This is a genomic window from Pseudomonas sp. HD6422 (assembly GCF_025377065.1).
Taxonomy (GTDB): domain Bacteria; phylum Pseudomonadota; class Gammaproteobacteria; order Pseudomonadales; family Pseudomonadaceae; genus Aquipseudomonas; species Aquipseudomonas putida_U.
In genome coordinates this window covers 24,044-49,742 of the sequence record NZ_JAHWIW010000002.1, presented here as the reverse complement: position 1 = coordinate 49,742, position 25,699 = coordinate 24,044, and the positions used below count along the sequence as shown (strand labels likewise).

General features: G+C 62.6%; 21 protein-coding genes. 10 read left to right on the top strand and 11 right to left on the bottom strand.

What is annotated here, in order from left to right:
* Positions 1–49: 49 nt before the first annotated feature.
* On the bottom strand, positions 50–454 hold the full coding sequence (locus KY379_RS01515; protein WP_133331154.1) for a hypothetical protein: 405 nt from the start codon (positions 452–454) through the stop codon (positions 50–52).
* Positions 455–701: 247 nt separating this feature from the next.
* Here KY379_RS01515 and KY379_RS01510 point away from each other — a divergent pair, with 247 nt between their 5' ends.
* Both KY379_RS01510 and glyA read left to right on the top strand, forming a co-directional pair.
* A complete protein-coding gene (locus tag KY379_RS01510; protein ID WP_409977256.1) occupies positions 702–4,532 on the top strand; it encodes an EAL domain-containing protein in 3,831 nt (1,276 codons plus the stop codon).
* Positions 4,533–4,739: 207 nt separating this feature from the next.
* Complete coding sequence (gene glyA, locus KY379_RS01505) at positions 4,740–5,993, top strand: serine hydroxymethyltransferase (protein WP_112251928.1); 1,254 nt, start codon at positions 4,740–4,742, stop codon at positions 5,991–5,993.
* Positions 5,994–6,535: 542 nt separating this feature from the next.
* On the opposite strand, the gene KY379_RS01500 is transcribed toward glyA, so the two are convergent.
* The 5 genes from KY379_RS01500 to KY379_RS01480 form a co-directional block, all read right to left on the bottom strand.
* The gene (locus tag KY379_RS01500; RefSeq protein ID WP_261240178.1) at positions 6,536–6,856 is read right to left on the bottom strand and encodes a helix-turn-helix domain-containing protein; all 321 of its coding nucleotides are present in this window, start codon (positions 6,854–6,856) and stop codon (positions 6,536–6,538) included.
* Complete coding sequence (locus KY379_RS01495; protein ID WP_133331366.1) at positions 6,853–7,188, bottom strand: type II toxin-antitoxin system RelE/ParE family toxin; 336 nt, start codon at positions 7,186–7,188, stop codon at positions 6,853–6,855. The genes KY379_RS01500 and KY379_RS01495 overlap by 4 nt, the downstream gene beginning before the upstream one ends.
* Before the next feature lie 136 nt (positions 7,189–7,324).
* Positions 7,325–8,302, bottom strand: a complete 978-nt coding sequence (gene yjiA, locus KY379_RS01490; protein WP_133331148.1) for a GTPase — start codon at positions 8,300–8,302, stop codon at positions 7,325–7,327.
* Positions 8,303–8,421: 119 nt separating this feature from the next.
* Positions 8,422–8,619: a YbdD/YjiX family protein gene (locus tag KY379_RS01485; protein WP_008094130.1), complete on the bottom strand. Its 198-nt coding sequence runs from the start codon at positions 8,617–8,619 to the stop codon at positions 8,422–8,424.
* A gap of 13 nt (positions 8,620–8,632) precedes the next feature.
* Positions 8,633–10,699, bottom strand: a complete 2,067-nt coding sequence (locus KY379_RS01480; protein WP_133331146.1) for a carbon starvation CstA family protein — start codon at positions 10,697–10,699, stop codon at positions 8,633–8,635.
* 165 nt (positions 10,700–10,864) lie between these two features.
* On the opposite strand from KY379_RS01480, the gene KY379_RS01475 reads away from it, so the two are divergent.
* Both KY379_RS01475 and KY379_RS01470 read left to right on the top strand, forming a co-directional pair.
* Positions 10,865–11,230, top strand: a complete 366-nt coding sequence (locus KY379_RS01475) for a PilZ domain-containing protein (RefSeq protein WP_133331144.1) — start codon at positions 10,865–10,867, stop codon at positions 11,228–11,230.
* A 264-nt stretch (positions 11,231–11,494) separates the two neighbouring features.
* Positions 11,495–13,012 carry a nucleobase:cation symporter-2 family protein gene (locus KY379_RS01470; RefSeq protein WP_133331142.1) on the top strand — a complete coding sequence of 506 codons (1,518 nt, stop codon included), beginning with the start codon at positions 11,495–11,497 and terminating at the stop codon, positions 13,010–13,012.
* A gap of 907 nt (positions 13,013–13,919) precedes the next feature.
* On the opposite strand, the gene radA is transcribed toward KY379_RS01470, so the two are convergent.
* Complete coding sequence (radA, locus tag KY379_RS01465) at positions 13,920–15,287, bottom strand: DNA repair protein RadA (protein ID WP_133332149.1); 1,368 nt, start codon at positions 15,285–15,287, stop codon at positions 13,920–13,922.
* A gap of 177 nt (positions 15,288–15,464) precedes the next feature.
* Here radA and mscL point away from each other — a divergent pair, with 177 nt between their 5' ends.
* Positions 15,465–15,884, top strand: a complete 420-nt coding sequence (mscL, locus tag KY379_RS01460; protein ID WP_133332150.1) for a large-conductance mechanosensitive channel protein MscL — start codon at positions 15,465–15,467, stop codon at positions 15,882–15,884.
* A 31-nt stretch (positions 15,885–15,915) separates the two neighbouring features.
* Here mscL and KY379_RS01455 read toward each other — a convergent pair whose 3' ends face one another.
* The gene (locus KY379_RS01455) at positions 15,916–16,692 is read right to left on the bottom strand and encodes a ferredoxin--NADP reductase (protein WP_196174158.1); all 777 of its coding nucleotides are present in this window, start codon (positions 16,690–16,692) and stop codon (positions 15,916–15,918) included.
* 207 nt (positions 16,693–16,899) lie between these two features.
* Between KY379_RS01455 and KY379_RS01450 the strand changes: the two genes are divergently transcribed.
* Complete coding sequence (locus KY379_RS01450; RefSeq protein WP_133332152.1) at positions 16,900–17,613, top strand: autoinducer binding domain-containing protein; 714 nt, start codon at positions 16,900–16,902, stop codon at positions 17,611–17,613.
* A gap of 94 nt (positions 17,614–17,707) precedes the next feature.
* Positions 17,708–18,832: a methyltransferase gene (locus KY379_RS01445; RefSeq protein ID WP_261240181.1), complete on the top strand. Its 1,125-nt coding sequence runs from the start codon at positions 17,708–17,710 to the stop codon at positions 18,830–18,832.
* A 15-nt stretch (positions 18,833–18,847) separates the two neighbouring features.
* Here KY379_RS01445 and KY379_RS01440 read toward each other — a convergent pair whose 3' ends face one another.
* The 3 genes from KY379_RS01440 to KY379_RS01430 are packed head-to-tail and all read right to left on the bottom strand — an operon-like array spanning position 18,848 to position 21,460.
* Positions 18,848–19,003: a DUF2474 domain-containing protein gene (locus tag KY379_RS01440; protein WP_009682264.1), complete on the bottom strand. Its 156-nt coding sequence runs from the start codon at positions 19,001–19,003 to the stop codon at positions 18,848–18,850.
* Between the two features lie 9 nt (positions 19,004–19,012).
* Positions 19,013–20,020 (bottom strand): cytochrome d ubiquinol oxidase subunit II, encoded by a 1,008-nt coding sequence (gene cydB, locus KY379_RS01435; protein WP_133332154.1) that lies wholly within the window; start codon positions 20,018–20,020, stop codon positions 19,013–19,015.
* Positions 20,021–20,023: 3 nt separating this feature from the next.
* The gene (locus KY379_RS01430) at positions 20,024–21,460 is read right to left on the bottom strand and encodes a cytochrome ubiquinol oxidase subunit I (RefSeq protein ID WP_261240182.1); all 1,437 of its coding nucleotides are present in this window, start codon (positions 21,458–21,460) and stop codon (positions 20,024–20,026) included.
* A 348-nt stretch (positions 21,461–21,808) separates the two neighbouring features.
* Here KY379_RS01430 and KY379_RS01425 point away from each other — a divergent pair, with 348 nt between their 5' ends.
* The 3 genes from KY379_RS01425 to trmA all read left to right on the top strand — a co-directional run bounded on the left by KY379_RS01425 (position 21,809) and on the right by trmA (position 25,689).
* Positions 21,809–23,029: an MFS transporter gene (locus KY379_RS01425; protein WP_133332156.1), complete on the top strand. Its 1,221-nt coding sequence runs from the start codon at positions 21,809–21,811 to the stop codon at positions 23,027–23,029.
* Positions 23,030–23,311: 282 nt separating this feature from the next.
* Entirely contained in the window at positions 23,312–24,607 is a 1,296-nt protein-coding gene (locus KY379_RS01420) for an NCS2 family permease (RefSeq protein WP_133332157.1), read from the top strand.
* Entirely contained in the window at positions 24,604–25,689 is a 1,086-nt protein-coding gene (gene trmA, locus KY379_RS01415; protein ID WP_261240183.1) for a tRNA (uridine(54)-C5)-methyltransferase TrmA, read from the top strand. Before KY379_RS01420 ends, trmA begins: the two co-directional genes overlap by 4 nt.
* Positions 25,690–25,699: the final 10 nt, after the last annotated feature.

The window sequence follows — 25,699 nt, the reverse complement described above, 5'->3', positions numbered from 1 at the left end:
GTATTGGACTGTGCGGGCCGCTCGTGGACCCGCACAATCGTCTGGCAGCTCAGACGTGACGCTGCTTTACCTTGCCCCGCGGCAACCGGCAACGGTCGCCCTGCTCGGCCAGCCGCGCGGCCCAGGCGGCCTTCACGCTGAAACCACCACTGCGGGCGGGCTGTTCGGCAACCGAGGTTTGTGCAGCGACAGCCTTGGGCTTGCTCACGGCGAGCACAGGCGCTGCTACAACCGGGGCTGCCTGGACGACGGCAGGCGCGACGGCCTTGGCGCTCTTGCGCAACTCGGCCAGCGATGGCGACTTGGCTTTCGCAGCAGCGGCCGACTCAGGCTTGAGCAGCGAACGCTGGCAGGATTTGCACGATACGTCCTCGGTCACGGCAGTGCTGACAAGGGTTTGACTGCTGCGCCCACAGGCGGAATCGAGGCCATTGGTGGAATAGTGGGTAACCAAAACCAGACATCTCCGATGCGTTGTCATTGAAGCGGCGGCATTCTCGCACAAGTTACAGGGCCTTGCCGAACCCCGGGACCGAGTGGACACCCCTGACATCGGTGCTGGCAGTTTGACATAATCCTAGGCATGCTAGCTGATTTGTGGCGCTCGCATTTATAGTGCGCGCCCCCTGAACGCCTGGACAGCGGCACACCGCGTGCATGTCCACAACCTGCCATCGCCAGCCCAATCGCAGGACCAACGCTTGACCGACCTCACTCAACCGTCGTTGCCGCCACCGTCGCGCCAGGCGTGCGCAGTTCCGCTGCACACCACCCTGAAGGCTGCGCTGGCCCTGCTGGCCCTGGTTCTGCTGGGATTGCTGCTGTGGCAGTTGTTCGCTCAATTCCGTCACACCCAGGCCGAACAGCGCCAGCAGCACCTGACGGCAAGCGCCGAACTGGCCGACCATCTGAGCCTGAACCTGGCATTGAAGGCCCAGCAAGCGATCAATGTCGTCCAGCCCTACGTCAAGCCACCGACGCCTTCAGCCCTTCCCGATCTGCTGGAGCTGCTGCGCGAACGACTACCGAACCTGCGGGATGTGGCCTGGCTGGACCATGACGGGCGAATCGTCAGCGATACCCTGGACGGCACTCCGGACCGCCAGATGATTGGCGATTTGTTGAGGCTCAACCAGGGGCGCGGTTACCTGTTCAGCAACGCCCCGGACAACCAGACGCTCTACCTGCTGCTGCGCCAAGCGCCCGAGCAGGATCGCGGTTACTGGCTGCTGCGTTTGTCGCCGGCCTACTACCAGTCGCTGATCGACCATCTCGAACGCCCGGGAGACACCCTCTGGGTCCTGGAGAACAGCCGCAGCGGCGAAGTACTCGAACGCCAGAGCCACGGTACTTCCGCCGCGGCACCGCTGCAAAGCGTGATGCTGGCCTTCATCAAGAACAGCACCTGGCAACTGCGTGGCCTGTACGACGCCGACCTGGCTCGCCAGAAACTGCTACCGCCGCTGATCGGCAAATGCCTGCTGGTGCTGGTCTGCGCTCTGTTGCCGGTCCTGGCACTACTGAGCATGCGGCGCCGCCAGCGCGCGCTGCAAGAAGACCGCCGACGTTACCAGGACATCTTCGAAGGCACCGGCGTTGCTCTGTGTGTGCTCGACCTGTCGAGCCTGCCCGGCCAGCTCGACCGCTACCACCTGCGCAACCATGCCGCGCTCAAGCAGAGCCTGGCCCTGGATTCGAACCTGCGCCGCTCGCTGCTGCAGGAACTGAAAATCACCGAAATCAACCAGGTGGCCCGCCAGTTGCTCAATGTCCAATGCCATGAAGGCGCCTGGCAGCGCCTGATCGATGGCAGCGCAGATAGCCGCGACAGCGTCGGCATGCAGTTGATCGATGCCCTGATCGAACAGCGCACGCTGCTGGAGCTGGAGGTGCGCCTGTCCGCGCCCCTGGGCGGTGAACTGCACCTGTGGCTGATGGCGCGCCTGCCTCAGCAACGGCGCGACTACCAGGCAGTGATCTTGAGCATCAGCGACATCACCAGTCGCAAGCAGGTTGAGCTGTCCCTGCTCGAACGCGAGAGTTTCTGGTCGGATGTGGTCCGCACCGTACCTGACCAGCTCTACGTCCAGGATGTCTGCAGCAAGCGGATGATCTTCTCCAACCGCCACCTCGGCCAGACGTTGGGCTACGACCGCGCCGAGCTGTCGCAGATGGGTGACCGCTTCTGGGAGCTGCTGCTGCACCCGGACGATGCCGCCCTGTACCACGCACTACGCCGGCAGCAACGCGACAATGCCCACGACGAATCGCTGCACTGCCAACTGCGCTTCCGCCACCGCGACGGCAACTGGCGCTGTTACGAGATCCGCGAGCAGGTGCTGACCCGTGACGCCGACGGCCTGGTCACGCGGATCATCGGCGTGGCCAAGGACGTCACCGTGCAGATCGAGGCCAGCCAGTCGCTGCGCGACAGCGAGCAGCGCTACCGCCTGCTGGCCGAAAGCATCAGCGACGTGATCTTCTCCACAGACAGCCAGCTGCAGCTCAACTATGTCAGCCCCTCGGTGAAGGCCGTGCTGGGTTACCCGGCCGACTGGATCTTCGCCAATGGCTGGCAGTCGATCATTGCCAACCCGGCCCAGCTTACCGGGATCTACAGTTTGATGGAGCGGGTCAGCCGGGCCATGGGCAACCCTGAGCAGCTCGGCCAACTGCGCGGCCAGATGCCCATGCAGTTGTTCCAGTTCGACTGCCTGCGCGCCGATGGCCGCAAGATTCCCATCGAGCTGCGCCTGGTGCTGGTCTGGGACGATCACGAACGCTTCGAAGGTGTGCTCGGTGTCGGCCGCGACATCAGCCAGCAGCGCCGGGCGGAAAAAGACCTGCGCATGGCCGCCACGGTCTTCGAGCACTCGACCTCGGCCATTCTCATCACCGACCCTGCAGGCTACATCGTCCAGGCCAACGAGGCATTCAGCCGCGTCAGCGGCTATGCGGCCAATGAAGTCCTCGACCAGTTGCCCAGGATGCTCACCGTCGACGAGCAGCAGGAAGGCCACCTGCGCTACGTGATCAAGCAGTTGCACGAGCACACCAGTTGGGAAGGCGAAGTCTGGCTCAAGCGCCGCAATGGCGAGCGCTATCCGGCCTGGGTCGGTATCACCGCTGTGTTCGACGATGAAGGCGATCTGGCCAGCTACGTGTGCTTCTTCACCGACATCAGCGAGCGCAAGGCCAGCGAGCAGCGCATCCACCGCCTGGCCTACTACGACGCCCTGACCCACCTGCCCAACCGTACACTGTTCCAGGACCGCCTGCACACCGCGCTGCAACACGCCGAGCGACAGAAAGCGTGGGTGGTGCTGATGTTCCTGGACCTGGACCGCTTCAAGCCGATCAACGACTCCCTGGGCCACGCCGCCGGCGACAGCATGCTCAAGGACATGGCCCTGCGCCTGCTGGCCTGTGTCGACGAAGACGATACCGTGGCACGCATGGGCGGTGACGAATTCACTCTGCTGCTACAGCCACGCGCCAGCCGCGAGATGGCCCTGAATCGTGCCATTCATGTGGCCGAGAGTATCCTCGGCAGCCTGGTGACGCCGTTCGTGCTGGAGAACCGCGAATTCTTCGTCACCGCCAGCATCGGTATCGCCCTCAGCCCGCAGGACGGCAGTGAGCTGAGCCAGCTGATGAAGAACGCCGACACCGCCATGTACCACGCCAAGGAGCGCGGCAAGAACAATTTCCAGTTCTACCAGGCCGAGATGAACGCCAGCGCGCTGGAACGACTGGAATTGGAAAGCGATCTGCGCCACGCCCTGGAGCAGAACGAATTCATCCTCTACTACCAACCGCAGTTCAGCGGTGACGGCCTGCGCCTGACCGGTGCCGAGGCCTTGCTGCGCTGGCGTCACCCGACCCGCGGACTGGTGCCGCCTGGTGACTTCATCCCGGTGATCGAAGAGTTGGGGCTGGTGGTGGATGTCGGCGACTGGGTGCTGCGCGAAGCCAGCCGCCAGCTCAAGGCCTGGCACAAGGCCAAGGTGCGGGTGCCGAAGGTGTCGGTGAACATCTCGGCACGGCAGTTCTCCGACGGCCAACTGGGCACGCGGATCGCCACCATTCTCGACGAAACAGGATTGCCGCCGGCGTGTCTGGAGCTCGAACTGACCGAGAGCATCCTGATGCGTGAAGTCAACGAAGCCATGCAGATCCTCGACAGCCTGAAAAAACTGGGCCTGAGCATCGCGGTGGACGACTTCGGCACCGGCTATTCTTCGCTCAACTATCTCAAGCAATTCCCGATCGATGTGCTGAAGATCGACCGCACCTTCGTCGACGGCCTGCCTGAAGGCGAACAGGATGCGCAGATCGCCAGAGCGATCATCGCCATGGCCCACAGCCTCAACCTGGCGGTGATCGCCGAGGGGGTGGAGACCCATGAGCAGCTCGGTTTCCTGCGCGAACACGGCTGCGACGAGGTCCAGGGCTACCTGTTCGGACGGCCGATGCCAGCCCATCAGTTCGAGGTGCAGTTCACCGAGGAGGCACTGCCGCTGATCCGCTGATCGGTTATCAGACTGGGCGGTGGCGGCGGCAAAACCTGCCCCCTGAAAACGGACTTCCGAGTCAACTCCCGCGTATCGCCAGCCCAGGCAGGGCGCGGGATGCAACATGAGGCCCATTGGTCCGCGACTTGACGTCACTTCATATGCCAGGCCCGAAGCAATCGGTTAGAATGCCCCCCCAATTCAGCCCGATCCTTGAGGACCGCCATGTTCAGCCGTGATTTGACCATTGCCAAGTACGACGCCGAGCTCTTCGAAGCCATGCAGCAAGAAGCCCTGCGCCAGGAAGAGCATATCGAGCTGATCGCTTCGGAAAACTACACTAGCCCCGCCGTCATGGAAGCCCAGGGTTCGGTACTGACCAACAAGTACGCCGAAGGCTATCCGGGCAAGCGCTACTATGGTGGCTGCGAGTACGTCGACGTGGTCGAACAACTGGCCATCGACCGTGCCAAGCAACTGTTCGGCGCCGACTACGCCAACGTCCAGCCGCACGCTGGCTCCCAGGCCAACGCCGCGGTCTACCTGGCCCTGCTGTCGGCCGGTGACACCATTCTCGGCATGAGCCTGGCCCACGGCGGCCACCTGACCCACGGTGCCTCCGTGAGCTCGTCGGGCAAGCTGTACAACGCCATCCAGTACGGCATCGACGGCAACGGCCTGATCGACTACGACGAAGTCGAGCGCCTGGCCGTCGAGCACAAGCCGAAGATGATCGTCGCCGGTTTCTCGGCCTACTCCCAGGTACTGGACTTCGCCCGCTTCCGTGCCATCGCCGACAAGGTCGGTGCCTACCTGTTCGTCGACATGGCCCACGTGGCAGGCCTGGTGGCCGCTGGTGTCTACCCGAACCCGGTGCCGTTCGCCGACGTGGTCACCACCACCACCCACAAGACCCTGCGTGGTCCCCGCGGTGGCCTGATCCTCGCTCGCAAGAACGAAGAGATCGAGAAGAAGCTCAACTCCGCCGTTTTCCCGGGCGCCCAGGGTGGCCCACTGGAGCACGTCATCGCCGCCAAGGCGATCTGCTTCAAGGAAGCGCTGCAGCCTGAGTTCAAGGCTTACCAGCAACAAGTGGTGAAGAACGCCCAGGCCATGGCCAGCGTGTTCATCGAGCGTGGTTTCGACGTCGTTTCCGGCGGCACCCAGAACCACTTGTTCCTGCTGTCGCTGATCAAGCAGGAAATTTCCGGTAAGGATGCCGATGCCGCGCTGGGCAAGGCTTTCATCACCGTCAACAAGAACTCGGTACCGAACGACCCACGTTCGCCGTTCGTCACCTCGGGCCTGCGTTTCGGCACCCCAGCCGTGACCACCCGTGGCTTCAAGGAAGCCGAGTGCCGTGAACTGGCTGGCTGGATCTGCGACATCCTCGCCGACCTGAACAACGAAGCGGTCATCGACGCCGTGCGTGAGAAGGTCAAGGCCATCTGCAAGAAGCTGCCGGTATACGGCAACTGATCGGCGATAGCCCGATGTGAAAAAGCCCGGCCATGTGCCTAATGCCAGTCAGTTAAGCCAATTGGGGCTGCTTTGCAGCCCTTCGCGGGTAAACCCGCTCCCACAGGGACTGCGCCGGCCTTGATTCGAGCGTAGAACCTGTGGGAGCGGGCTTGACCCGCGAACACCGGCGAAGCCGGTGCCATTCACCGCGTCGTCCCATTCGCGGGACAAGCCCGCTCCCACAAGGACCATGGTCCTCTGCGCGACAGCGCAGCCCACAAGGGCTCGGTGATCTCCCACAGGGACTGCGCCGGCTTGATTCGAGCGTAGAACCTGTGGGAGCGGGCTTGACCCGCGAACACCGGCGAAGCCGGTGCCATTCACCGCGCCGCCCCATTCGCGGGACAAGCCCGCTCCCACAAGGACCATGGTTCTCTGCGCGACAGCGCAGCCCAGAAGGGCTGAGTGATCTCCCACAGGGACTGCGCCAGCCTTGATTCGAGCGAACTGACTGGCATTAGGCCATGTGCCGGGCTTTTTTGTGGGCGAATGGATGCGAGCTACAGGACTGCCGTCGGGCTTGCAGCGCACACGCCGTGTTCAGGCACCAGGCGTATGTCCACTCGCTGCCCCAATGCCCTGGCAGCACTGGCTAGCGTTGCCAGCGTCATGCCTGGGTCGGTCTGGTCCAAGGCCCTGTCTACCGCTGCGCGGCTGGTATGCATCCGCTCTGCGAGCGCCTTCTTGCTGACCTTCTGCTGCTTCATGGCCTCTGTCAGTTGCCAGGCGATCACCCGTTTCAGGGCTGCTGCCGTGACAGGCTCCAGAAGGCCTTCCTCGGCGAGAAAATCATCGAAAACGGAACCGATATGAGGGTTCATGGCATATGCCTCCTGAGGCTTGTCTTGCGTTGCCTGGCCAGCGAGAGATCGACCAAGGGCGTTTTCTGGCATTTCTTGATGAATCCGTGGAGCAGGACCATCGCCCCCTCGCTCATCGTGAACAGGACTCGCGCGGCTGTATCTCCCAGATCGACGCGAATCTCCCAAAGCCCACTTTCCATCTTGCGGACCAAGGGCATGCCGATCGGCCAGCCGAACTGCACAGACTTGATCTCGTAGCCGATCAGCTGACGTTGCTCCCGGGACAACCCCTTCAACCAATCGCGTACAGGCTCGTTACCTAGCTCGCTGCGAAAGAAAAGAACGCTGATCTGGTGATCCGATACGGCCGAGTGTACCAAAAAAGGTACTCCTTTCAAGGGGCCGTGAAACTTGGCCCGATTAAATTCCATTGGGCCAATAAAAATGCCGCCATTGGGCGGCATGATCGAGTCAGCGTGGACGCCTTCAAGCGTGAGACAAAGCCTCAAAACCAGCCCGAATCGCTTCCTCCGGTAAGTCATCGGCAATGAACACCATCACGCTCTCGCGGGCTTCACCTTCCGCCCACTCGGCATCCCAATCGAAGCCATAGAGTTTGAGCACGCCCTGGAACACCAGGCGCCGGTCATCCCCGGCGATGTTCAGCACGCCCTTGTAGCGCAGCAGTTGCTTGCCATGGTTTTCCAGCAGCTCATTCATGAAGTCGCTGAGGCGGTCGATGTCCAGTGGCGTCTCGCTGCGCAGCACCAGGGTGGAAATCCGATCCGGCGTGGCGGGCTTGAGGATGGGCCGCAGGGTCGGCCGGGGCGCGACGCCGAGATCCGGATTGAGGTTGAAACCGCGCACGTCGAGCAGTTCGGCCAGGTCGATGCGGCCGTGCTCGACCACGCCGATGGCGGCGCGGCCGTTGATTCGGCCCAGTCGCTCGCGTAGGGCCTGAAGCGCCTCCGGTGTGACCAGATCGGTCTTGCTCAACAGCAGACGGTCAGCAAAGCCCACCTGGGCCTGGGCGATGGTTTGCGCCAGATGAGTGTCGGCATGCGCCGCATCCACCAGGGTGATGATGCCATCGAGCAGGTAGCGCTCGCGCAGCTCCTCATCGACGAAGAAGGTCTGCGCCACCGGCGCTGGGTCGGCCAGCCCGGTGCACTCGATCACCAGGCGATCGAAGGCGATCTCGCCGGCATCCAGGCGCTCGAGCAGTAGGTACAGGGCGCGCGTCAGGTCGCCGTGGATGCTGCAGCAGACGCAGCCATTGGCCAGGGTCATGACCTGCACCGGCTCGTCCCCCAGCAGTTGGCTGTCGATACCGGCCTCGCTGAATTCGTTCTCGATCACGGCGATCTTCAGGCCGTGCTCGGCCTTGAGCATGTACTTGAGCAGCGTGGTCTTGCCGGCGCCGAGGAAGCCGGTGAGCACTGTTACGGGAATAGGCGTATGCACGCAGAAAGCCTCCTGGGCAAAAAAACACAGGCCCCATCGCCGGCAAGCCGGCTCCTACGGTTTTCGTGGGAGCCGACTTGCCGCCGATGGGGCCAGGACAAGCTAACAACAGTTGAGGATCAACAGCATTTAGGCCCGGACTTGCCACCGTAGCGCGCTTCCTGGCGTTCTCGGAAGAACGCCTCGTAGCTCATCACCGGCTTGTCCGGGTGCTTGGTCTGCATGTGCTCGACATAGTTGTCGTAGTCGGGCATGCCGACCATCAGGCGGGCTGCCTGCCCCAGGTATTTACCCAGTCGACCCAGGTCGTTGAACATCGTTGCAGTCCTCTCAAGCGTCAGGCAAGGCCTGGAATGGGGATTCCTTGTCGCTGCGCTCCTTGCGGCTCAAGGCGGCGAAACCGACCTTGACGGCGAAGAACAGCACGCTGAACACCACCACCAGGAACAGCACGGTCAGGCCGGCGTTGGTATAGGCGTTGTAGATCACGTGCTGCATCTGGCCGATGTCCTTGGCCGGAGCCAGGACCTGGCCGGCATCCAGCGCAGTGCTGTACTTCTTGGCCAGGGCCAGGAAGCCGACCGCCGGGTTGGCGTCGAACAGCTTGATCAGGCCCGCAGTGGTGGTGCAGATCAGCAGCCAGACCGCCGGTAGCAGAGTGACCCAGACATAGCGCTCGCGCTTCATCTTGATCAGTACCACGGTGCCCAGCATCAGCGCGATACCGGCCAGCATCTGGTTGGAGATGCCGAACAGCGGCCACAGCGTGTTGATGCCACCGAGCGGGTCGATCACGCCCTGATACAGCAGGTAGCCCCACAACGCCACGCAGCCAGCGGTGCCGATCAGGTTGGCAGTCCACGACTCGGTGCGCTTGAGTGCCGGTACGAAGCTACCCAGCAGGTCCTGAAGCATGAAACGACCGGCACGGGTACCGGCGTCCACCGCGGTGAGGATGAACAGCGCCTCGAACAGAATCGCGAAGTGGTACCAGAAGGCCATGGTGTTCTCACCCGGCAGCACCTGGTGCAGGATCTGCGCGATACCCACCGCCAGGGTCGGTGCGCCACCGGCACGGGCCAGCACGGTGTGCTCGCCGATGTCGCGGGCGACCGCTTCGAGCTGCTCCGGGGTGATCAGGAAGCCCCAACTGCTGACCGTCTGCGCCACCGAAGCGACATCCGCGCCAACGACCGCGGCCGGGCTGTTCATGGCGAAGTACACGCCAGGTTCGATGACCGAGGCGGCGACCATCGCCATGATGGCGACGAACGACTCCATCAACATGCCGCCATAACCGATGTAGCGGGCGTTGGTTTCGTTGTCCAGCAGCTTCGGCGTGGTGCCGGAGGAGATCAGCGCATGGAAGCCGGACACCGCACCGCAGGCGATGGTGATGAACAGGAACGGGAACAGGGCGCCTTTCCATACCGGACCGGTGCCGTCGGTGAACTGAGTCAGTGCAGGCATCTTCAGCTCGGGCGCGATGACCAGGATACCGATGGCCAGGGCGACGATGGTGCCGATCTTGAGGAAGGTCGACAGGTAGTCACGCGGAGCGAGTACCAGCCATACCGGCAGCACGGCGGCGACGAAGCCGTAGCCTACGAGCATCCAGGTGATCTGCACGCCGGTGAAGGTGAATGCCGGGCCCCACACCGGATCCGCAGCGATCTGGCCCCCCAGCCAGATCGACAGCAGCAACAGCACCACGCCGATCACCGAGATCTCGCCGATGTGGCCGGGGCGGATGAAGCGCATGTAGATACCCATGAACATGGCAATCGGGATGGTCGCCATCACCGTGAACATGCCCCACGGACTCTCGGCCAGTGCCTTGACCACGATCAGCGCCAGCACCGCCAGGATGATGATCATGATCAGGAAACAGCCGAACAGGGCGATGGTGCCAGGAATACGGCCCATCTCTTCGCGCACCATGTCGCCCAGCGAGCGACCGTTGCGGCGGGTGGAGAGGAACAGGACCATGAAATCCTGCACCGCGCCGGCCAGCACGACACCGGCGATCAGCCACAGGGTACCGGGCAGGTAACCCATCTGCGCAGCGAGAACCGGGCCCACGAGAGGACCGGCGCCGGCGATGGCAGCGAAGTGATGGCCGAACAGGATGTGCTTGTTGGTCGGGACGTAGTCCAGACCATCGTTGTTGAGCACCGCGGGGGTGGCCCGACGGGGGTCGAGTTGCATCACCTTGGTGGCGATGAACAGGCTGTAGTAGCGATAGGCAACCAGGTAAATGGCCACTGCCGCGACCACGATCCACAAGGCATTGATCGCCTCGCCGCGACGCAGGGCGACCACACCCAGCGCACAGGCGCCTATGACTGCCAGCGCGAGCCACGGAATGTGGCGTAGCAGGCTATTATTGTTGTTCATGGTTTACTTCCAGCTGGTGGATTGGAAAAGACCGCCCACCGAGTCTAGGGCGAGTCATCGCGCATTGCCATACTTGCTTTGGTCTAGAGCCTCTGCGAGCCGATCGCGACACCGGATGTAGATAAAGCTAACTATAGTCAGGATGTTCTCCCGGAGAGCCCGACCATGAACCCACACGACGAACGCCGGCGCTTTCAACGTATCGATTTCGACGCTCCTACCGAGCTGCGACAGGGCACGCGACGCTGGCCGGTCCGGTTGCTCGACTTGTCGCTCAAGGGCCTGCTCATCGAGCGACCTGATCCCTGGGACGCCGACCTGACCCAGGACTTCGACGCCATCATCCACCTCGATGCAGGCACCCGCGTGCAGATGCAGGTCGAATTACGTCATGAAGAACCCACCAGACTTGGCTTCATCTGCCTGTACCTGGATCTGGAATCGATGAGCCACTTGCACCGTTTGGTGGAATTGAACGTGGCCGACAGCACCGAAATGATGCGCGAGCTGCGTCAACTCATCGAATATTGAAATCTTTTAGCTAGCTAATAGCTCGATCACCGGGTGTTTCCTGTCTACCCAGACAGCTTTCTGCCTGGCATGGAGCATTTTGTACACACCCCTCTAGCGCAGCCTCCCCAGACTTGGAACGTAATCTGCATTCAGGTGTTACGCACCCTGCGAGCACCGTTGTGCGCGCTCCGATCAAAATATTGTATACAATTGTTGTGGCAATCAATCGTAGTAACTGTCTACAGTAGCCACACAACAATAAACAGACAGAGAGCCTGCTCCATGACCACGTCTCCTAGCACGTCTCCAGCCAAGCGCCCCGAGGATGAAAACCTTGGCCTCGGGGCCAATCTGGCCTATGGCCTGCAGCATGTGCTGACCATGTACGGGGGCATCGTTGCCGTACCCCTGATCCTGGGGCAGGCGGCTGGGCTGAATCCGGCCGAAATCGGCCTGCTGATCGCCGCCTCGCTGTTCGCCGGAGGCTTGGCCACGCTGCTGCAGACCCTCGGCCTGCCCTTCTTCGGCTGCCAGCTGCCACTGGTGCAGGGCGTGTCGTTCGCCGGTGTAGCGACCATGGGCGCGATCCTCAGCAGCGAGGGCGGCGGCGGCCTGCCCGGCGTGCTAGGTGCAGTCATGGCTGCATCGCTGATCGGCTTTCTGATCACCCCGGTGTTCTCGCGCATCACCAAATTCTTTCCGCCGCTGGTGACCGGCATCGTCATCACCACCATCGGCCTGACTCTCATGCCAGTGGCGGCCCGCTGGGTGATGGGCGGCAACAGCGCCTCACCGGAATTCGGCAGCGTCGCCAATATCAGCCTGGCCGCCCTGACCTTCGCCATCGTGCTGCTGCTGAGCAAGCTCGGCAACGCCGCCATTTCGCGGTTGTCGATCCTGCTGGCGATGGTGGTCGGTACGCTGATCGCCTGGAGCCTGGGCATGGCCGATTTCAGCAAGGTCACCGAAGGCCCGATGTTTGCCTTCCCGACACCGTTCCACTTCGGCATGCCGACTTTCCATATCGCCGCGATCCTGTCGATGTGCATCGTGATCATGGTGACGCTGGTGGAAACCTCGGCCGACATCCTGGCGGTGGGTGAGATCATCGACACCAAGGTCGACTCCAAACGCTTGGGCAATGGCCTGCGCGCCGACATGGCATCGAGCATCCTGGCGCCGGTATTCGGCTCCTTCACCCAGAGTGCATTTGCCCAGAACGTCGGTCTGGTGGCCGTGACCGGTGTCAAGAGCCGTTACGTGGTGGCTACCGGCGGGGTAATCCTGGTAGTGCTTGGCCTGCTGCCGATCATGGGCCGGATCATCGCTGCCGTGCCCACGCCAGTGCTTGGCGGTGCCGGCATCGTGCTGTTCGGGACGGTGGCGGCCAGCGGTATCCGCACCCTCTCCAAGGTCAGCTACAAGAACAACGTCAACCTGATCATCGTCGCCGCCTCGCTGGGCTTCGGGATGATCCCGATCGCCGCGCCGACCTTCTACCATCAGTTCCCCAACTGGTTCGAGACCATCTTCCACTCTGGCATCAGTTCTTCGGCGATCATGGCTATCCTGTTGAACCTGATCTTCAACCATTTCACCCGGGGCAATTCGGACCAGCAGTCGGTGTTTGCCGCTGGCTACGAACGCACCATCCAGTACTCCGACATCTCGGCGCTACGCGATGGCGACTACTTCAAAGATGGCAAGCTGTTCGATGCCGAGGGCAACGAAGTCCCGATGCTGGAACCGGGAGAACAGAACAGCGAGGCGCCCAGGCGCAGTGCAGTCGCCGAGCATTGAACGCTGATTGAGTGGTGATGGGGGAAGCCGATGCGCATCGTCGGTTTCCCCCTTTCTTTTGGTTCTTCACGGATTGTCGGGGGGAGCTTGGCTTGGCTTGGCTTGGCTTGGCTTGGCATTTAGATCGTGAGTTGATCCATTGTGTGTAGCGGCGCTACTGGCCCCTTCCGCCTTTACGGCGGGCAACTTTTTTCTTGGAAAAAGTTGCACAAAACCGCTTGCTCCTGCATCCGGCCCTCCGCTTCGCTACGGGTCCCCTCGCTACGCCGCCTTCCGGGCCCGCGCGGCCTACGACTTGCTGCGCAAGTCTACATCTCGCGCCTTCGGCTACGCCGAAGGGTGCTGCGCACCTGGCCCTACAGACGCCTACGCTCGGCCTCCAGACGTCGCAAAGTTAGGGGCGGAGCCTGCGCTGGCGTTATCTTCGAAAGACAGACCGCACTATCCGCAACAACACAAAACGATAGGTAAAGGGAAAAGCGAGAGCGCAGCGATTCGCCTGCCGTTGCTCTGGCTTTTGATCTTGCTCTTGATCTTGCTTTTGATCTACCCGCGACCTCAGGAGGCCGAGTGGAGGTGGCTGGAGGGCCAGGTGCGTAGCACCCTCCGGCGTTAGCCGGAGGCGCGAGATGTAGACTTGCGCAGCAAGTCGTAGGCCGCGCGGGCCCGCAAGCCGCCGGAGCGAGGGGACCCCGAAGCGCAGCGTAGGGGCCGTATGTGGGAGCAAGCGGTTTTGCGCTCCTTTGTCCAAGAACAAAGGAGCCCGCCGTAAAGGCGGAAGGGGCCAGTAGCGCCGCTACACACAATGGATCAACTCACGATCTAAATGCCAAACCAAGCCCCCCTCCCCCGACAATCCGTGAAGAGCCTTTCTTTTGCCTGCGAAAAGGCCGCTGCAGACCAGGATTTACTCGAACAAGGCGTCCAGGGCCTGCTCCAGCCGCGTGACGGCAATCACCTGCAACCCTGCAGGAGCCTCTTTGGGCGCATTGCCCTTGGGCACGATGGCTCGCTTGAAGCCATGCTTGGCGGCCTCCTTCAGCCGCTCCTGGCCACTGGGGACCGGGCGTACCTCACCCGACAGGCCGATTTCGCCGAACACCAGCAGTCCATGGGCCAGTGGCCGGTTGCGCAGGCTGGACATCACGGCAGCCAGCAGAGCGAGATCCGAGGCGGTCTCCAGTACTTTCACCCCACCGACCACGTTGAGGAACACATCCTGGTCGTGGGTGGGAATGCCACCATGCCTATGCAGCACCGCCAGGAGCATGGCCAAGCGGTTCTGATCGAGGCCTAGGGTGACCCGTCGGGGGTTGGCCAGGTGGCTGTCGTCGACCAGCGCCTGAACCTCCACCAGCATCGGCCGGGTGCCTTCCCAGGTGGCCATGACCACGCTGCCGGGCACCTCTTCCTGGGTGCGGTTGAGAAAGATCGCCGAAGGGTTCGACACTTCCTTCAAGCCACGGTCGGTCATGCCGAACACGCCCAGTTCGTTGACCGCGCCGAAGCGGTTCTTGACCGCGCGCAGCAGGCGCAGGCGACCATCGGACTCGCCTTCGAAATAAAGCACGGTGTCGACCATGTGCTCGAGTACCCGCGGGCCGGCCAGCGAACCCTCCTTGGTGACGTGGCCGACCAGAAAGATCGCCGTGCCGCTCTGCTTGGCATAGCGCACCAGCAGCGCCGTGCTTTCGCGCACCTGGGCGACGCCGCCCGGAGCCGACTGCAACTGCTCGGTGAAGATCGTCTGGATCGAGTCGATCACCATCACCCGAGGCTTTTCCTGACGTGCCGTGGCGATGATGGTCTCGATGCAGGTCTCGGTCATGACCTTGAGCTGGTCCTGGGGCAGACCCAGGCGCCGCGACCGCATGGCCACCTGCTGTTGCGATTCCTCGCCGGTGACGTACAAGGCCGGCATGCCCACGGCGATGTTGCACAGGGTCTGCAGCAGGATGGTCGACTTGCCGATCCCCGGATCACCGCCAATAAGAACCACCGAGCCATCGACCAGACCTCCGCCGAGCACACGGTCCAGTTCGGTGCTGCTGGTGGTGAAGCGCGGAATTTCCTCGACGCTGACTTCAGCCAAGGTCTTGATCTGCGCCTGCTGTCCGGTCCAACCGGTACGTCCGCTGGGCGCCGCAGCCCCACCGCTCTCGATCATGGTCTCGACCAGCGTGTTCCAGGCCCCACATTCGCCGCACTGGCCAGCCCATTTGGGAAAGGTCGCGCCGCACTCGGTGCAGCCATACAAGCGCTTGGCCTTGGCCATTGGGCAGGTCTCCTGGGAAAAAACCGCCATGATAGCCGAGGCGGACGTGTCTCGAACGGGTCGAGAGGCGACAAAACTATTCGTTCTAACGGCAGTCATTAGCCCTGAGCGCCGCGCATGACGCGTTTCGGTGGCTTACACTGCGTTTACCTCACCATTTGTTACAAGGAACCAAACATGGGCATGCTCAGTGAGTTCAAGGCCTTCGCGGTCAAAGGTAATGTCGTCGACATGGCGGTCGGTATCATCATCGGCGCGGCCTTCGGCAAGATCGTCTCTTCGTTCGTCGGAGACGTGGTGATGCCACCACTGGGGCTGCTGATCGGCGGCGTCGATTTCAGTGACCTGGCCATCACCCTCAAGGCGGCCGAAGGTGATATTCCGGCAGTGGTGCTGGCCTACGGCAAGTTCATCCAGACGGTGATCGACTTCATCATCATCGCCTTCGCCATCTTCATGGGCGTCAAGGCCATCAACCGCCTCAAGCGTGAAGAAGCCGCGGCACCGAGCGCACCTCCTGTGCCGACGCCTCAGGAGACCTTGCTGACGGAGATCCGCGACCTGCTCAAGGCGCAGAACCAGAACCGCCAGCCCTGAAGGCTACCGGGGCCGCCCTGCGGCCCTGGCTTCACCAGTAGTTCTCGACAGCCACCTGGCCGGGCCGTTTGCTCAGGCTCAGTTGCAGATCGCGAGCTTTGAGCACCTTGCGCGTTTCGTCGATCATCTGCGGGTTGCCGCAGAGCATGATGCGCGAGTGCTCCGGCGAGAACTCAAGCCCCGCAGCTTTCTCCAGCTCGCCGTTCTCGATCAGCGTGGTGATCCGGGCATTCAGCGCACCTGGATGCCGTTCGCGGGTGACCACCGGAATGAACTGAAGTTTGCCAGCGAATTCCGCCAGGTAGTCGCGCTGCTCCAACCCGGCAATCTCTTCCAGGTACGCCAGTTCCTTGGCTTCACGCACCGAGTAAACCAACCGGATGTTGTCGAAGCGCTCCCAGGCCTCGAAGTCCTGCAGGATCGACATGAACGGCGCGATACCGGTGCCCGTCGCCAGCAGCCACAGGTCGCGCCCACCGATGAAGCGATCCAGAGTCAGGTAGCCAAAGGCCTGGCGATCGACGAGCAAGGTGTCGCCCTCGCCCAGCCGACTCAATTCGCTGGTGAACTCGCCACCTGGCACCACGATGGAGAAGAAATCCAGAAATTCGTCATGTGGCGCACTTACCATCGAGTAGGCCCGCCACACCACGCTGCCATCGGCCTTGGTCACCCCTAGACGGGCGAATTGACCGGCACGGAAGCGAAACCCGGTATCACGAGTGGTCCGCAGGCTGAACAGGTTCGGCGTCAACGGATGGACTTCGAGCAGGGTCTGGCGGGTGAATTTTTCGGCGCTGGCGGTCATGAGGCACTCCATGGATTGCATGGGCCAAGTTTCGCGCAAAGTGGCATGAATAAATACCACTGGTTTGTAGGGCTTGCACGAAGGCTGGCCCATTGCCCTGTCAAAACGGGCGCATATAGCAAAAAAACCCAACACTCTACTGGGGTTTTTCTACACTCTCTTAAATTCAAATGGATTGGGATTTGACAAAATTAGGAGTTTGACCACATGCCGACGCGCCACTGGGATCCCGAGCGTCTCCACCAGCTCGTGAGCGAGCGCTCACCTCGACGCTTGTTCAACCTGGCCGTGCACCTGACGCAAGAGCTCGGAATGGATTATCTGGGCCTGAAGTTGCGTATCCAGGTTGCCACGCAAACCCCTCGTCTGTTCCTCTACAGCAACTACCCAAACGAGTGGATCGAGCGTTACCAGCGTGACGACTTCTATCGCCAGGACCCGGCGGCCGCCCACAGCCACGGATCCACCCTGCCCATTCTGTGGACGGACGAGTTGTACGCCGAGGCTCCGCAGTTCCGCGAAACGGCCTGCGCACATGGCTTGTGTCACGGTTGGACGCAATCGGTACACGACCTGCAGCACAATGAAAGCCAACTGTCCGTGGCCCGGCAGACGCCAAAGATCAGCACCACAGAACTCTACGACAAGGCCGGCAGCGTGCAGTGGCTTTGCCATACCTTGCATGCGGTGCTCAGTGAACATCACCTGGAAGAAATCTGCCCGAACACGCCGAAGATGAGCGAACGCGAACTGGAAGTGCTGAAATGGTCGGCAGCGGGCAAGACGGCCGCCGACGTCGCCTGCATCCTGTCGTTGTCACAGAGCACCGTGAACTTCCACATTCGCAGCGTGATCACCAAGACCAATGCAGCCAACAAGGCCGGGGCCATCGCCATCGCCGCCATGCGCGGATGGATCTGACGCCCTGCCTGCGAACCTCGGCAAAGCCCTGTAGAATCGGCGGCAAAAGCTCGCGCAACGTGCGGCGGGCAGATCCGTACCCGAGCCAGACGCCATGCCCCTGTTCACCTCTCCGTATGCCCAACTCGACCTGATCCGCCAACCGGACCAGGCCAATGACCCTCTGCAGGCCTTCGACGCCGCCGACGAGTACCTGCTCGAGCGCCTGCATGCCCAGGCGCCAGAGGCCAGTTGCCGGGTACTCGTACTCAACGACAGCTTCGGCGCCCTCGCCGCCAGTCTGGCCGGCCACTTGACGGTGATCAGCAGCGGCGACTCGCACCTGGCGCGCATGGCCCTGGAAAAGAACCTGACGCGCAACGGCAAGGCTTTCGACAGCGTGCCGTTCGTGCCGGCGAGCGAGCCTTGGGAGGGACACTTCGACCGAGTCCTGGTACGCGTGCCCAAGACCCTGGCCCTGCTCGAGGAGCAACTGATCCGCCTGCAAGGTCATCTGGCACCGGGAGCCCAGGTGATCGCAGGCGCCATGATCAAGCACCTGCCCCGTGCCGCAGGTGAGTTGCTGGAAAAATACATCGGCCCGATGCAGGCCTCCCTGGCCCAGAAAAAGGCGCGTCTGCTCGCTGCCACCTGGGCCGAGCGCCCCACCGCGCGGTCGCCCTATCCGAGCCGCTACCGACTCGACAAGCCTGCGCTCGAACTGATCAACCATGCCAACGTGTTCTGCCGCGACGGACTCGACATCGGCACCCGCGCCTTCCTTCCGCATCTACCGCGCGACCTGGGCAACGCCCGCATCGCCGACCTGGGCTGCGGCAATGGGGTGTTGGCGATCGCCAGTGCACTGGCCAACCCGGATGCCCAGTACACCCTGGTGGACGAGTCGTACATGGCCGTGCAATCGGCCCAGGAGAATTGGCAAGCGGCGCTCGGCGAGCGCCCCGTTGCAGTGCTGGCGGGGGATGGACTGGCTGGCGTCGACAAGCAGTCGCTGGATGTAGTGCTGTGCAATCCACCCTTCCACCAACAACAAGTGGTAGGCGACTTCCTCGCCTGGCGCATGTTCCAGCAGGCACGCGAGGCGTTGGTGGTGGGTGGCGCGCTGTACATCGTCGGCAACCGCCACCTGGGCTATCACAGCAAGCTGGCGCGGCTGTTCCGAGGCGTCGAGCAGGTGGCGGCGACGCCGAAGTTCGTGATCCTCAAGGCCCGCAAGTGACACAGCGCTACCTGCTCAATGGGTCGTAAGCCCCGCCGCCCCCATGAACAGGCGCATCACCCATGCCGCCACACCGAGGGCGGCCACGCTCAGCGCCCAGATCAATACCAGCCAGCCCAGGCGCTGCCACAGCGGCTTCTTCTCTTCCAGGCCATGTTTGCCGGTCATCAGGCGGCCCTCCTAGTGATAGCCGTCTTCAGGGGTCACCTTGCCGCGGAACACGTAGTAGCTCCAGAAGGTGTAGCCCAGGATGAACGGCAGGATGAACAAGGTCCCCACCAGCATGAAGCCCTGGCTCTGCGGCGGTGCCGCAGCGTCCCAGATCGAGATCGATGGCGGGATGATGTTCGGCCACAGGCTGATGCCAAGGCCGCTGTAGCCCAGGAAGATCAGCACCAGGGTCAGTAGGAACGGCGTGTAGTTGGCATTGCGCGCTACCGCCTTGAGCAGCCCGTAGAACGTCACCAGCACCAGGATCGGCACCGGCATGAACCAGATCAGGTTAGGCATGCTGAACCAGCGGTCGGCGATCTGCGGGTAGGCGATCGGCGTCCACAGGCTGACGATGCCGATCACCGCCAGCAACACCAGCGCCAACGGCCGACCGAGATTATGCATCTGCTCCTGCAGCGGGCCCTCGGTCTTCATGATCAACCAGGTGCACCCGAGCAACGCGTAGGCGACGATCAGGCCCAAGCCGCTGAACAGGCTGAACGGCGTCAGCCAGTCCAACGAGCCGCCGGCGTAGTGCCGGTCGACGACTTTGAAGCCCTCGATGAAGGCGCCCAAGGCCACGCCCTGGAAAAACGTTGCCACCAGCGAACCCCAGATGAACGCCTTGTCCCACAGATGCCGGCGTTCGGCGGTAGCCTTGAAGCGGAATTCGAAGGCCACGCCGCGGAAGATCAGGCCGATCAGCATCAGTATCAATGGCAGGTACAGCGCTTCGAGCACCACGGCATAGGCCATCGGGAAGGCCCCGAACAACCCGGCGCCGCCCAGCACCAGCCAGGTTTCATTACCGTCCCAGACCGGCGCGACGGTATTCATCATGACATCGCGATCGTGCTCGGCCTTGACGAACGGGAAGAGGATGCCAATGCCGAGGTCGAAGCCATCCATCACCACGTACATCATCACGCCAAAGATGATGATCACGGCCCAGATCAGCGGAAGATCGATACCCATGGCTCAGTTCTCCTTGCTCAGGCTGGCGGAGTCGGCCGCATGGCCATCGTCTGCGGCAGACAGCGGCCGCGCCGGTGTACGCTTCTGGCCCGGCCCGCCTGGCCGTTGCTCGTCCCCTTCACCGGTATGCGGGCCCTTGCGCACCAAGCGCATCATGTAGCCGAAACCGGTGCCGAACAGCGCGAAATAGACCACCACGAACGCTGCCAGGGTAAAGCCGAGCTGGCTGTAGCTGTGGTGGGATACCGCGTCGGCGGTACGCAGCAAGCCGTAGACCACCCACGGCTGACGACCGATTTCGGTGGTGAACCACCCCGCCAGAATGGCGATCAGCCCGGAAGGCCCCATCCACATCACGAAGTTAAGGAACAGCCGGTTGCTGTAGAGCCCGCCACGTTTGCGCAGCAACAGGCTCCACAGACCTGCAGCGATCATCAGCAGGCCCAGGGCGACCATGATGCGGAACGACCAGAAGACGATGGTCGAGTTGGGCCGGTCCTCAGGAGCGAACTCCTTCATCGCCGGTACCTGCTTGTCCAGGCTGTGGGTCAGGATCAGGCTGCCGAGGGCGGGAATCTCGATCTTGTAGCGGGTAGTTTCAGCCTGCATGTCGGGGATGCCGAACAGGATCAGTGGCGTCGACTCGCCGGGGGTGTTTTCCCAGTGCCCCTCGATGGCGGCAATCTTCACCGGCTGATGCTTGAGGGTGTTCAAGCCGTGGAAGTCACCGATCACCGCTTGTACCGGCGCCACGATCAACGCCATCCACATGGCCATCGACAGCATCTTGCGCACCGCCGGGTTGTCACGTCCGCGCAGCAGGTGCCAGGCCGCCGAAGCGCCAACGAAGAAAGCGGTGGCGACGAACGCTGCCGTGGCCATGTGCATCAGGCGGAACGGGAAGGAAGGATTGAAGATCACCGCAAGCCAGTCCACCGGCACTACACGGCCATCGATGATCTCGTGCCCCTGGGGGGTCTGCATCCAACTGTTGGAAGCCAGGATCCAGAACGTCGAAACCAGCGTACCCAGCGCTACCATGCACGTGGCGAAGAAATGCAGGCCCCGTCCGACACGGTTCCAGCCGAACAACATGACGCCGAGGAACCCGGCCTCGAGGAAGAAGGCAGTGAGCACTTCATAGGTCAACAGCGGGCCGGTGATGTTGCCGGCGAAATCGGAGAAGCGGCTCCAGTTGGTACCGAACTGGTAGGCCATGACCAGCCCGGAGACCACGCCCATGCCGAAGTTGACCGCGAAGATCTTCGACCAGAAGTGATACAGGTCGCGGTAGACGTTGTCGTGGGTCTTCAGCCAGAGACCTTCGAGGACTGCCAGGTAGCTGGCCAGGCCGATGGTGATGGCAGGGAACAGGATGTGAAACGAAACGGTGAAGGCGAACTGGATTCGGGCGAGCTCAAGGGCTTCTATTCCGAACATGGTGCTTCCTCTTCAGATAAATCCGGCGTCCAGGCGGTGGGCCTTGTCGCCTACGGCCCCTACGTAGAGTCGAGTACGGCGCGTTGGAATTGTTCTGTTCGATCGCAGGGAATCTGGCCCAAAGGCACGAATCGTTGACGCTGGAAACATTGATCCAGATCAACCTTTGCCTGGAAGCATAGTCCGGAATGGCCAGCCAGGCCGTGTGGTCGTTTGCCGCGTGACCGGTTGTCTCACCGGCTTTCGAAAAGTGTGAAAAAGTGCCGACACCATCAAACAGTAACTACTTGTTACAAACAGATGATACGCTGCGCTCCCCCTCTACTGCACCGAGGCCACTGGTTTTCGATGTCCGATTCCGCACCGCAGTTGTTGCGCCATCACCGACCTTTCCTGGCCTTCTGGCTGGCCCGGGTATTCACCGCCAGCGGCTTCCAGATGCTCACCGTGGCGATTGGCTGGCACCTCTATCAGCTCACCGGGAACGTGCTCGATCTCGGCCTGGTCGGCTTGGTGGAGTTCGCCCCTCGCGTGCTGTTCATGCTCCATACCGGGCACGTCGCCGACCGCTATGACCGGCGCAAGGTCGCGGCCCTTTGCCAAAGCCTGCAGGGCCTGATCGCACTGGCATTGGCAGTGGGCAGCGCCACCGACAACGTCAGCCGCGAGCTGATCTTCGCGCTGGCCTTCATGCTCGGCGCCACCCGCTCGTTCGAAATGCCGGCCACCCAGGCTCTGCTGCCCAACGTGGTGCCGCCCGGGTTGTTCCCACGCGCCGTCGCCGCCTCGGCCTCGGCCACCCAGTCGGCGACCATCGTAGCCCCGGCGGTAGGCGGCTTCCTGTATGCCTTCGGCAGCATCTGGGTATACGGGCCGACCGTGGCGCTGTATGCCATCGCCTGCGTCCTGACCTTGAGCCTGGATGCGCGCGGCCAGGTGGCCCAGCGTGGCCGTGCCAGCCTCGAGTCTCTGCTGGCCGGTATCCGATTCATCCGCAGCCGGCCAGACATCCTCGGCGCCATCTCGCTGGACCTGTTCGCCGTGCTGCTGGGCGGTGCTACCGCTCTGTTGCCGGTGTTCGCCAAGGACATCCTGCTCGCCGGCCCGCTGGGCCTGGGCCTGCTGCGCTCGGCGCCAGCGGTGGGAGCGCTGCTGATGTCGGTGTGGCTGGCGCGCTTCCCGTTCGAACGCAAAGTCGGGCGGACGATGTTCACTGCCGTCGGCATCTTTGGCGTGGCGACCATCGCCTTCGGGTTGTCGACCTCGTTCTGGTTCTCCCTGGCGGTGCTGGTGGTGCTGGGCGCGGCAGACATGATCAGCATGGTGATCCGTGGTGCCTTCGTGCAGTTGGAGACGCCGGACGAGATGCGGGGTCGGGTCAGTGCGGTGAACGGGCTGTTCATCGGCGCTTCGAACCAACTCGGCGAGTTCGAGTCCGGGGTCACGGCGCACTGGTTCGGCACGGTGCCGGCTGTGGTCCTCGGGGGCGTGGGGACACTGGTGGTGACGGGGGTGTGGATAAAACTGTTTCCGACCCTGGCCAAGCGGGACAGGCTGCACAACGGTTGATGTATGCCTGTACCGGCCTCTTCGCGGGGCAAGCCCGCTCCCACAAGATCACCAAAGATGGTGAAGTTCAGGAGTACCTGTGGGAGCGGGCTTGCCCCGCGAAGAGGCCGGTATCGATACCATCAGCCCCATCCCCCCAACGGCCATAGGCCCCCGCCCCGCATGCTGGTATGATGCGCGGCTTTTTTCCGCCCCACACAAAACCTGCGTATCCAGTACGCACTGTGCTTTGCTGATGGGGTCGATACATTCACGGCGCCCCGGGCGCCTTGGGGAGCGGGCATGCTGGAAAGGCTGTTTCAACTAAGAGCACACAACACCAACGTGCGCACCGAGATTCTCGCCGGTGTCACCACGTTCCTGGCCATGGCCTACATCCTGTTCGTCAACCCGAGCATTCTCGGCGAAACCGGCATGGACAAGGGTGCAATCTTCGTCGCCACCTGCCTGGCTGCGGCCATCGGCTCGGTGACCATGGGCCTGATCGCCAACTACCCGATCGCGCTGGCGCCGGGCATGGGCCTGAATGCCTTCTTCACCTACACCGTGGTTCTGCACATGGGCCACACCTGGCAGGTGGCACTGGGTGCGGTGTTCCTCTCGGCCGTGATGTTCTTCCTGCTGTCGATCTTCCGCATTCGCGAATGGATCGTGAACAGCATCCCGTTGCCGCTGCGCTCGGCGATCGCTGCAGGCATCGGCCTGTTCCTGGCGCTGATCGCACTGCATAACGCAGGCATCGTCGTCGATAACCCCGCGACCCTGGTGGGCCTGGGCGACCTTAAGCAGCCCGCGCCAATCCTCGCAACCCTGGGCTTCTTCCTGATCGTCGGCCTGGAGTCGCTGAAGGTCCGTGGCGCCGTGCTGATCGGTATCCTGGCAGTGACCGTCGCCTCGATCCTGATGGGCGTGACGCCGTTCGGCGGCGTAGTGTCGATGCCGCCTTCGCTGGCCCCGACCTTCCTTCAGCTGGATATCAAGGGCGCCCTGGACGTCGGTCTGGTCAGCGTGATCTTCGCCTTCCTGTTCGTCGACCTGTTCGACAACTCCGGCACCCTGATCGGCGTGGCGAAGCGCGCCGGGCTGATGGGCAAGGACGGCCACATGCCGAAAATGGGCCGCGCACTGATCGCTGACAGTACCGCCGCCATGGCCGGTTCGCTGCTGGGCACCTCGACCACCACCAGCTACATCGAATCCGCCGCCGGCGTGAGTGCCGGTGGCCGCACCGGCCTGACCGCCATCGTGGTGGCAGTGTTGTTCCTGCTGGCGCTGTTCTTCGCCCCGCTGGCCGGTAGCGTGCCGGCCTTCGCCACCGCACCCGCACTGCTGTTCGTCGCGGTGTTGATGGCTTCTGGCCTGGCGGAAATCAACTGGGACGACGTCACCGAGGCCGCTCCGGTGGTGGTGACAGCCCTGGCCATGCCGCTGACCTATTCGATCGCCAACGGCATCGCCTTCGGTTTCATTGCCTGGACCGCGGTCAAGCTGATCTCCGGCCGCCACCGCGACCTGAATCCGGCGCTGGTGATCCTTTCCATCCTGTTCGTCATCAAGCTGGGCTGGTTCAACGCATGAGTGCCGTCTTCGATCCCTCCTCCTACACTACCCAGCTGGACGCCAAGGTCGCACGCCTGCGCGAGCTGCTGGCGCCCTTCGGCGCGCCGGAGCCGGCCGTGTTCGATTCGCCGCGCGAGCATTATCGCCTACGCGCTGAGTTTCGCCTGTGGCGCGAGGATGGCCAGCGCCACTACGCTATGTTCGCCCCAGGTGAGAAGCACAAGGCGATCCTGATCGACGACTTCCCCATCGCCAGCCAAAGTATCAACGACCTGATGCCGCGCCTGAAAGCCGCCTGGCAGGCCAGCGAAGACCTGAGCAACCGTCTCTTTCAGGTCGAGTTCCTGACTACCCTGGCCGGTGATGCAATGGTCACGATGTGCTACCACCGCCCGCTGGACGAGGCCTGGGAAGTGGCTGCCCGGCAGTTGGCCGACCAGCTCGGGGTGAGCCTGATCGGCCGTTCCAAAGGCAAGCGTGTGGTGATCGGTCGCGATTATGCGGTGGAAGAACTGGACGTGGCCGGGCGCGTGTTCAGCTACCGCCAACCTGAAGGCGCATTCACCCAACCCAACGGCGCGGTGAACCAGAAGATGCTGAGCTGGGCTTACGAGGCCATCGGCGAGCGCGATGACGATCTACTGGAGCTGTATTGCGGCAACGGCAACTTCACCCTGCCACTGGCCACCCGTGTGCGTCAGGTGCTGGCGACCGAGATCAGCAAGACCTCGGTCAACGCCGCCTTGAGCAACCTTGACGAGAATGGCGTGGACAACGTGCGTCTGGTGCGGCTCTCGGCCGAAGAGCTGACCCAGGCACTGAACGAGGTCCGCCCGTTCCGTCGGCTGGAAGGCATTGACCTGAAGAGTTATGCGTTCGGCACGGTATTCGTCGACCCACCGCGCGCGGGGATGGACCCGGACACCTGCGAGCTGACTCGACGCTTCGAGCGCATCCTGTATATCTCTTGCAACCCCGAGACGCTGGCGGCGAACATCGCCCAACTGCAGGACACTCACCGCATCGAGCGCTGCGCATTGTTCGACCAGTTCCCCTATACCCACCATATGGAGAGTGGGGTGTTGCTGGTTCGGCGCTGATCCGGAGATG

Excerpts from the sequence above, each read along its gene's own strand:
- glyA (WP_112251928.1), top strand. The coding sequence starts at position 4,740 with ATGTTCAGCCGTGATTTGACCATTGCCAAGTACGACGCCGAGCTCTTC.
- KY379_RS01500 (WP_261240178.1), bottom strand. The coding sequence starts at position 6,856 with ATGAACCCTCATATCGGTTCCGTTTTCGATGATTTTCTCGCCGAGGAA.
- KY379_RS01485 (WP_008094130.1), bottom strand. The coding sequence starts at position 8,619 with ATGTTCAACGACCTGGGTCGACTGGGTAAATACCTGGGGCAGGCAGCC.
- KY379_RS01480 (WP_133331146.1), bottom strand. The coding sequence starts at position 10,699 with ATGAACAACAATAATAGCCTGCTACGCCACATTCCGTGGCTCGCGCTG.
- KY379_RS01475 (WP_133331144.1), top strand. The coding sequence starts at position 10,865 with ATGAACCCACACGACGAACGCCGGCGCTTTCAACGTATCGATTTCGAC.
- KY379_RS01470 (WP_133331142.1), top strand. The coding sequence starts at position 11,495 with ATGACCACGTCTCCTAGCACGTCTCCAGCCAAGCGCCCCGAGGATGAA.
- radA (WP_133332149.1), bottom strand. The coding sequence starts at position 15,287 with ATGGCCAAGGCCAAGCGCTTGTATGGCTGCACCGAGTGCGGCGCGACC.
- mscL (WP_133332150.1), top strand. The coding sequence starts at position 15,465 with ATGGGCATGCTCAGTGAGTTCAAGGCCTTCGCGGTCAAAGGTAATGTC.
- KY379_RS01455 (WP_196174158.1), bottom strand. The coding sequence starts at position 16,692 with ATGACCGCCAGCGCCGAAAAATTCACCCGCCAGACCCTGCTCGAAGTC.
- KY379_RS01450 (WP_133332152.1), top strand. The coding sequence starts at position 16,900 with ATGCCGACGCGCCACTGGGATCCCGAGCGTCTCCACCAGCTCGTGAGC.
- KY379_RS01445 (WP_261240181.1), top strand. The coding sequence starts at position 17,708 with ATGCCCCTGTTCACCTCTCCGTATGCCCAACTCGACCTGATCCGCCAA.
- cydB (WP_133332154.1), bottom strand. The coding sequence starts at position 20,020 with ATGGGTATCGATCTTCCGCTGATCTGGGCCGTGATCATCATCTTTGGC.
- KY379_RS01430 (WP_261240182.1), bottom strand. The coding sequence starts at position 21,460 with ATGTTCGGAATAGAAGCCCTTGAGCTCGCCCGAATCCAGTTCGCCTTC.
- KY379_RS01425 (WP_133332156.1), top strand. The coding sequence starts at position 21,809 with ATGTCCGATTCCGCACCGCAGTTGTTGCGCCATCACCGACCTTTCCTG.
- KY379_RS01420 (WP_133332157.1), top strand. The coding sequence starts at position 23,312 with ATGCTGGAAAGGCTGTTTCAACTAAGAGCACACAACACCAACGTGCGC.
- trmA (WP_261240183.1), top strand. The coding sequence starts at position 24,604 with ATGAGTGCCGTCTTCGATCCCTCCTCCTACACTACCCAGCTGGACGCC.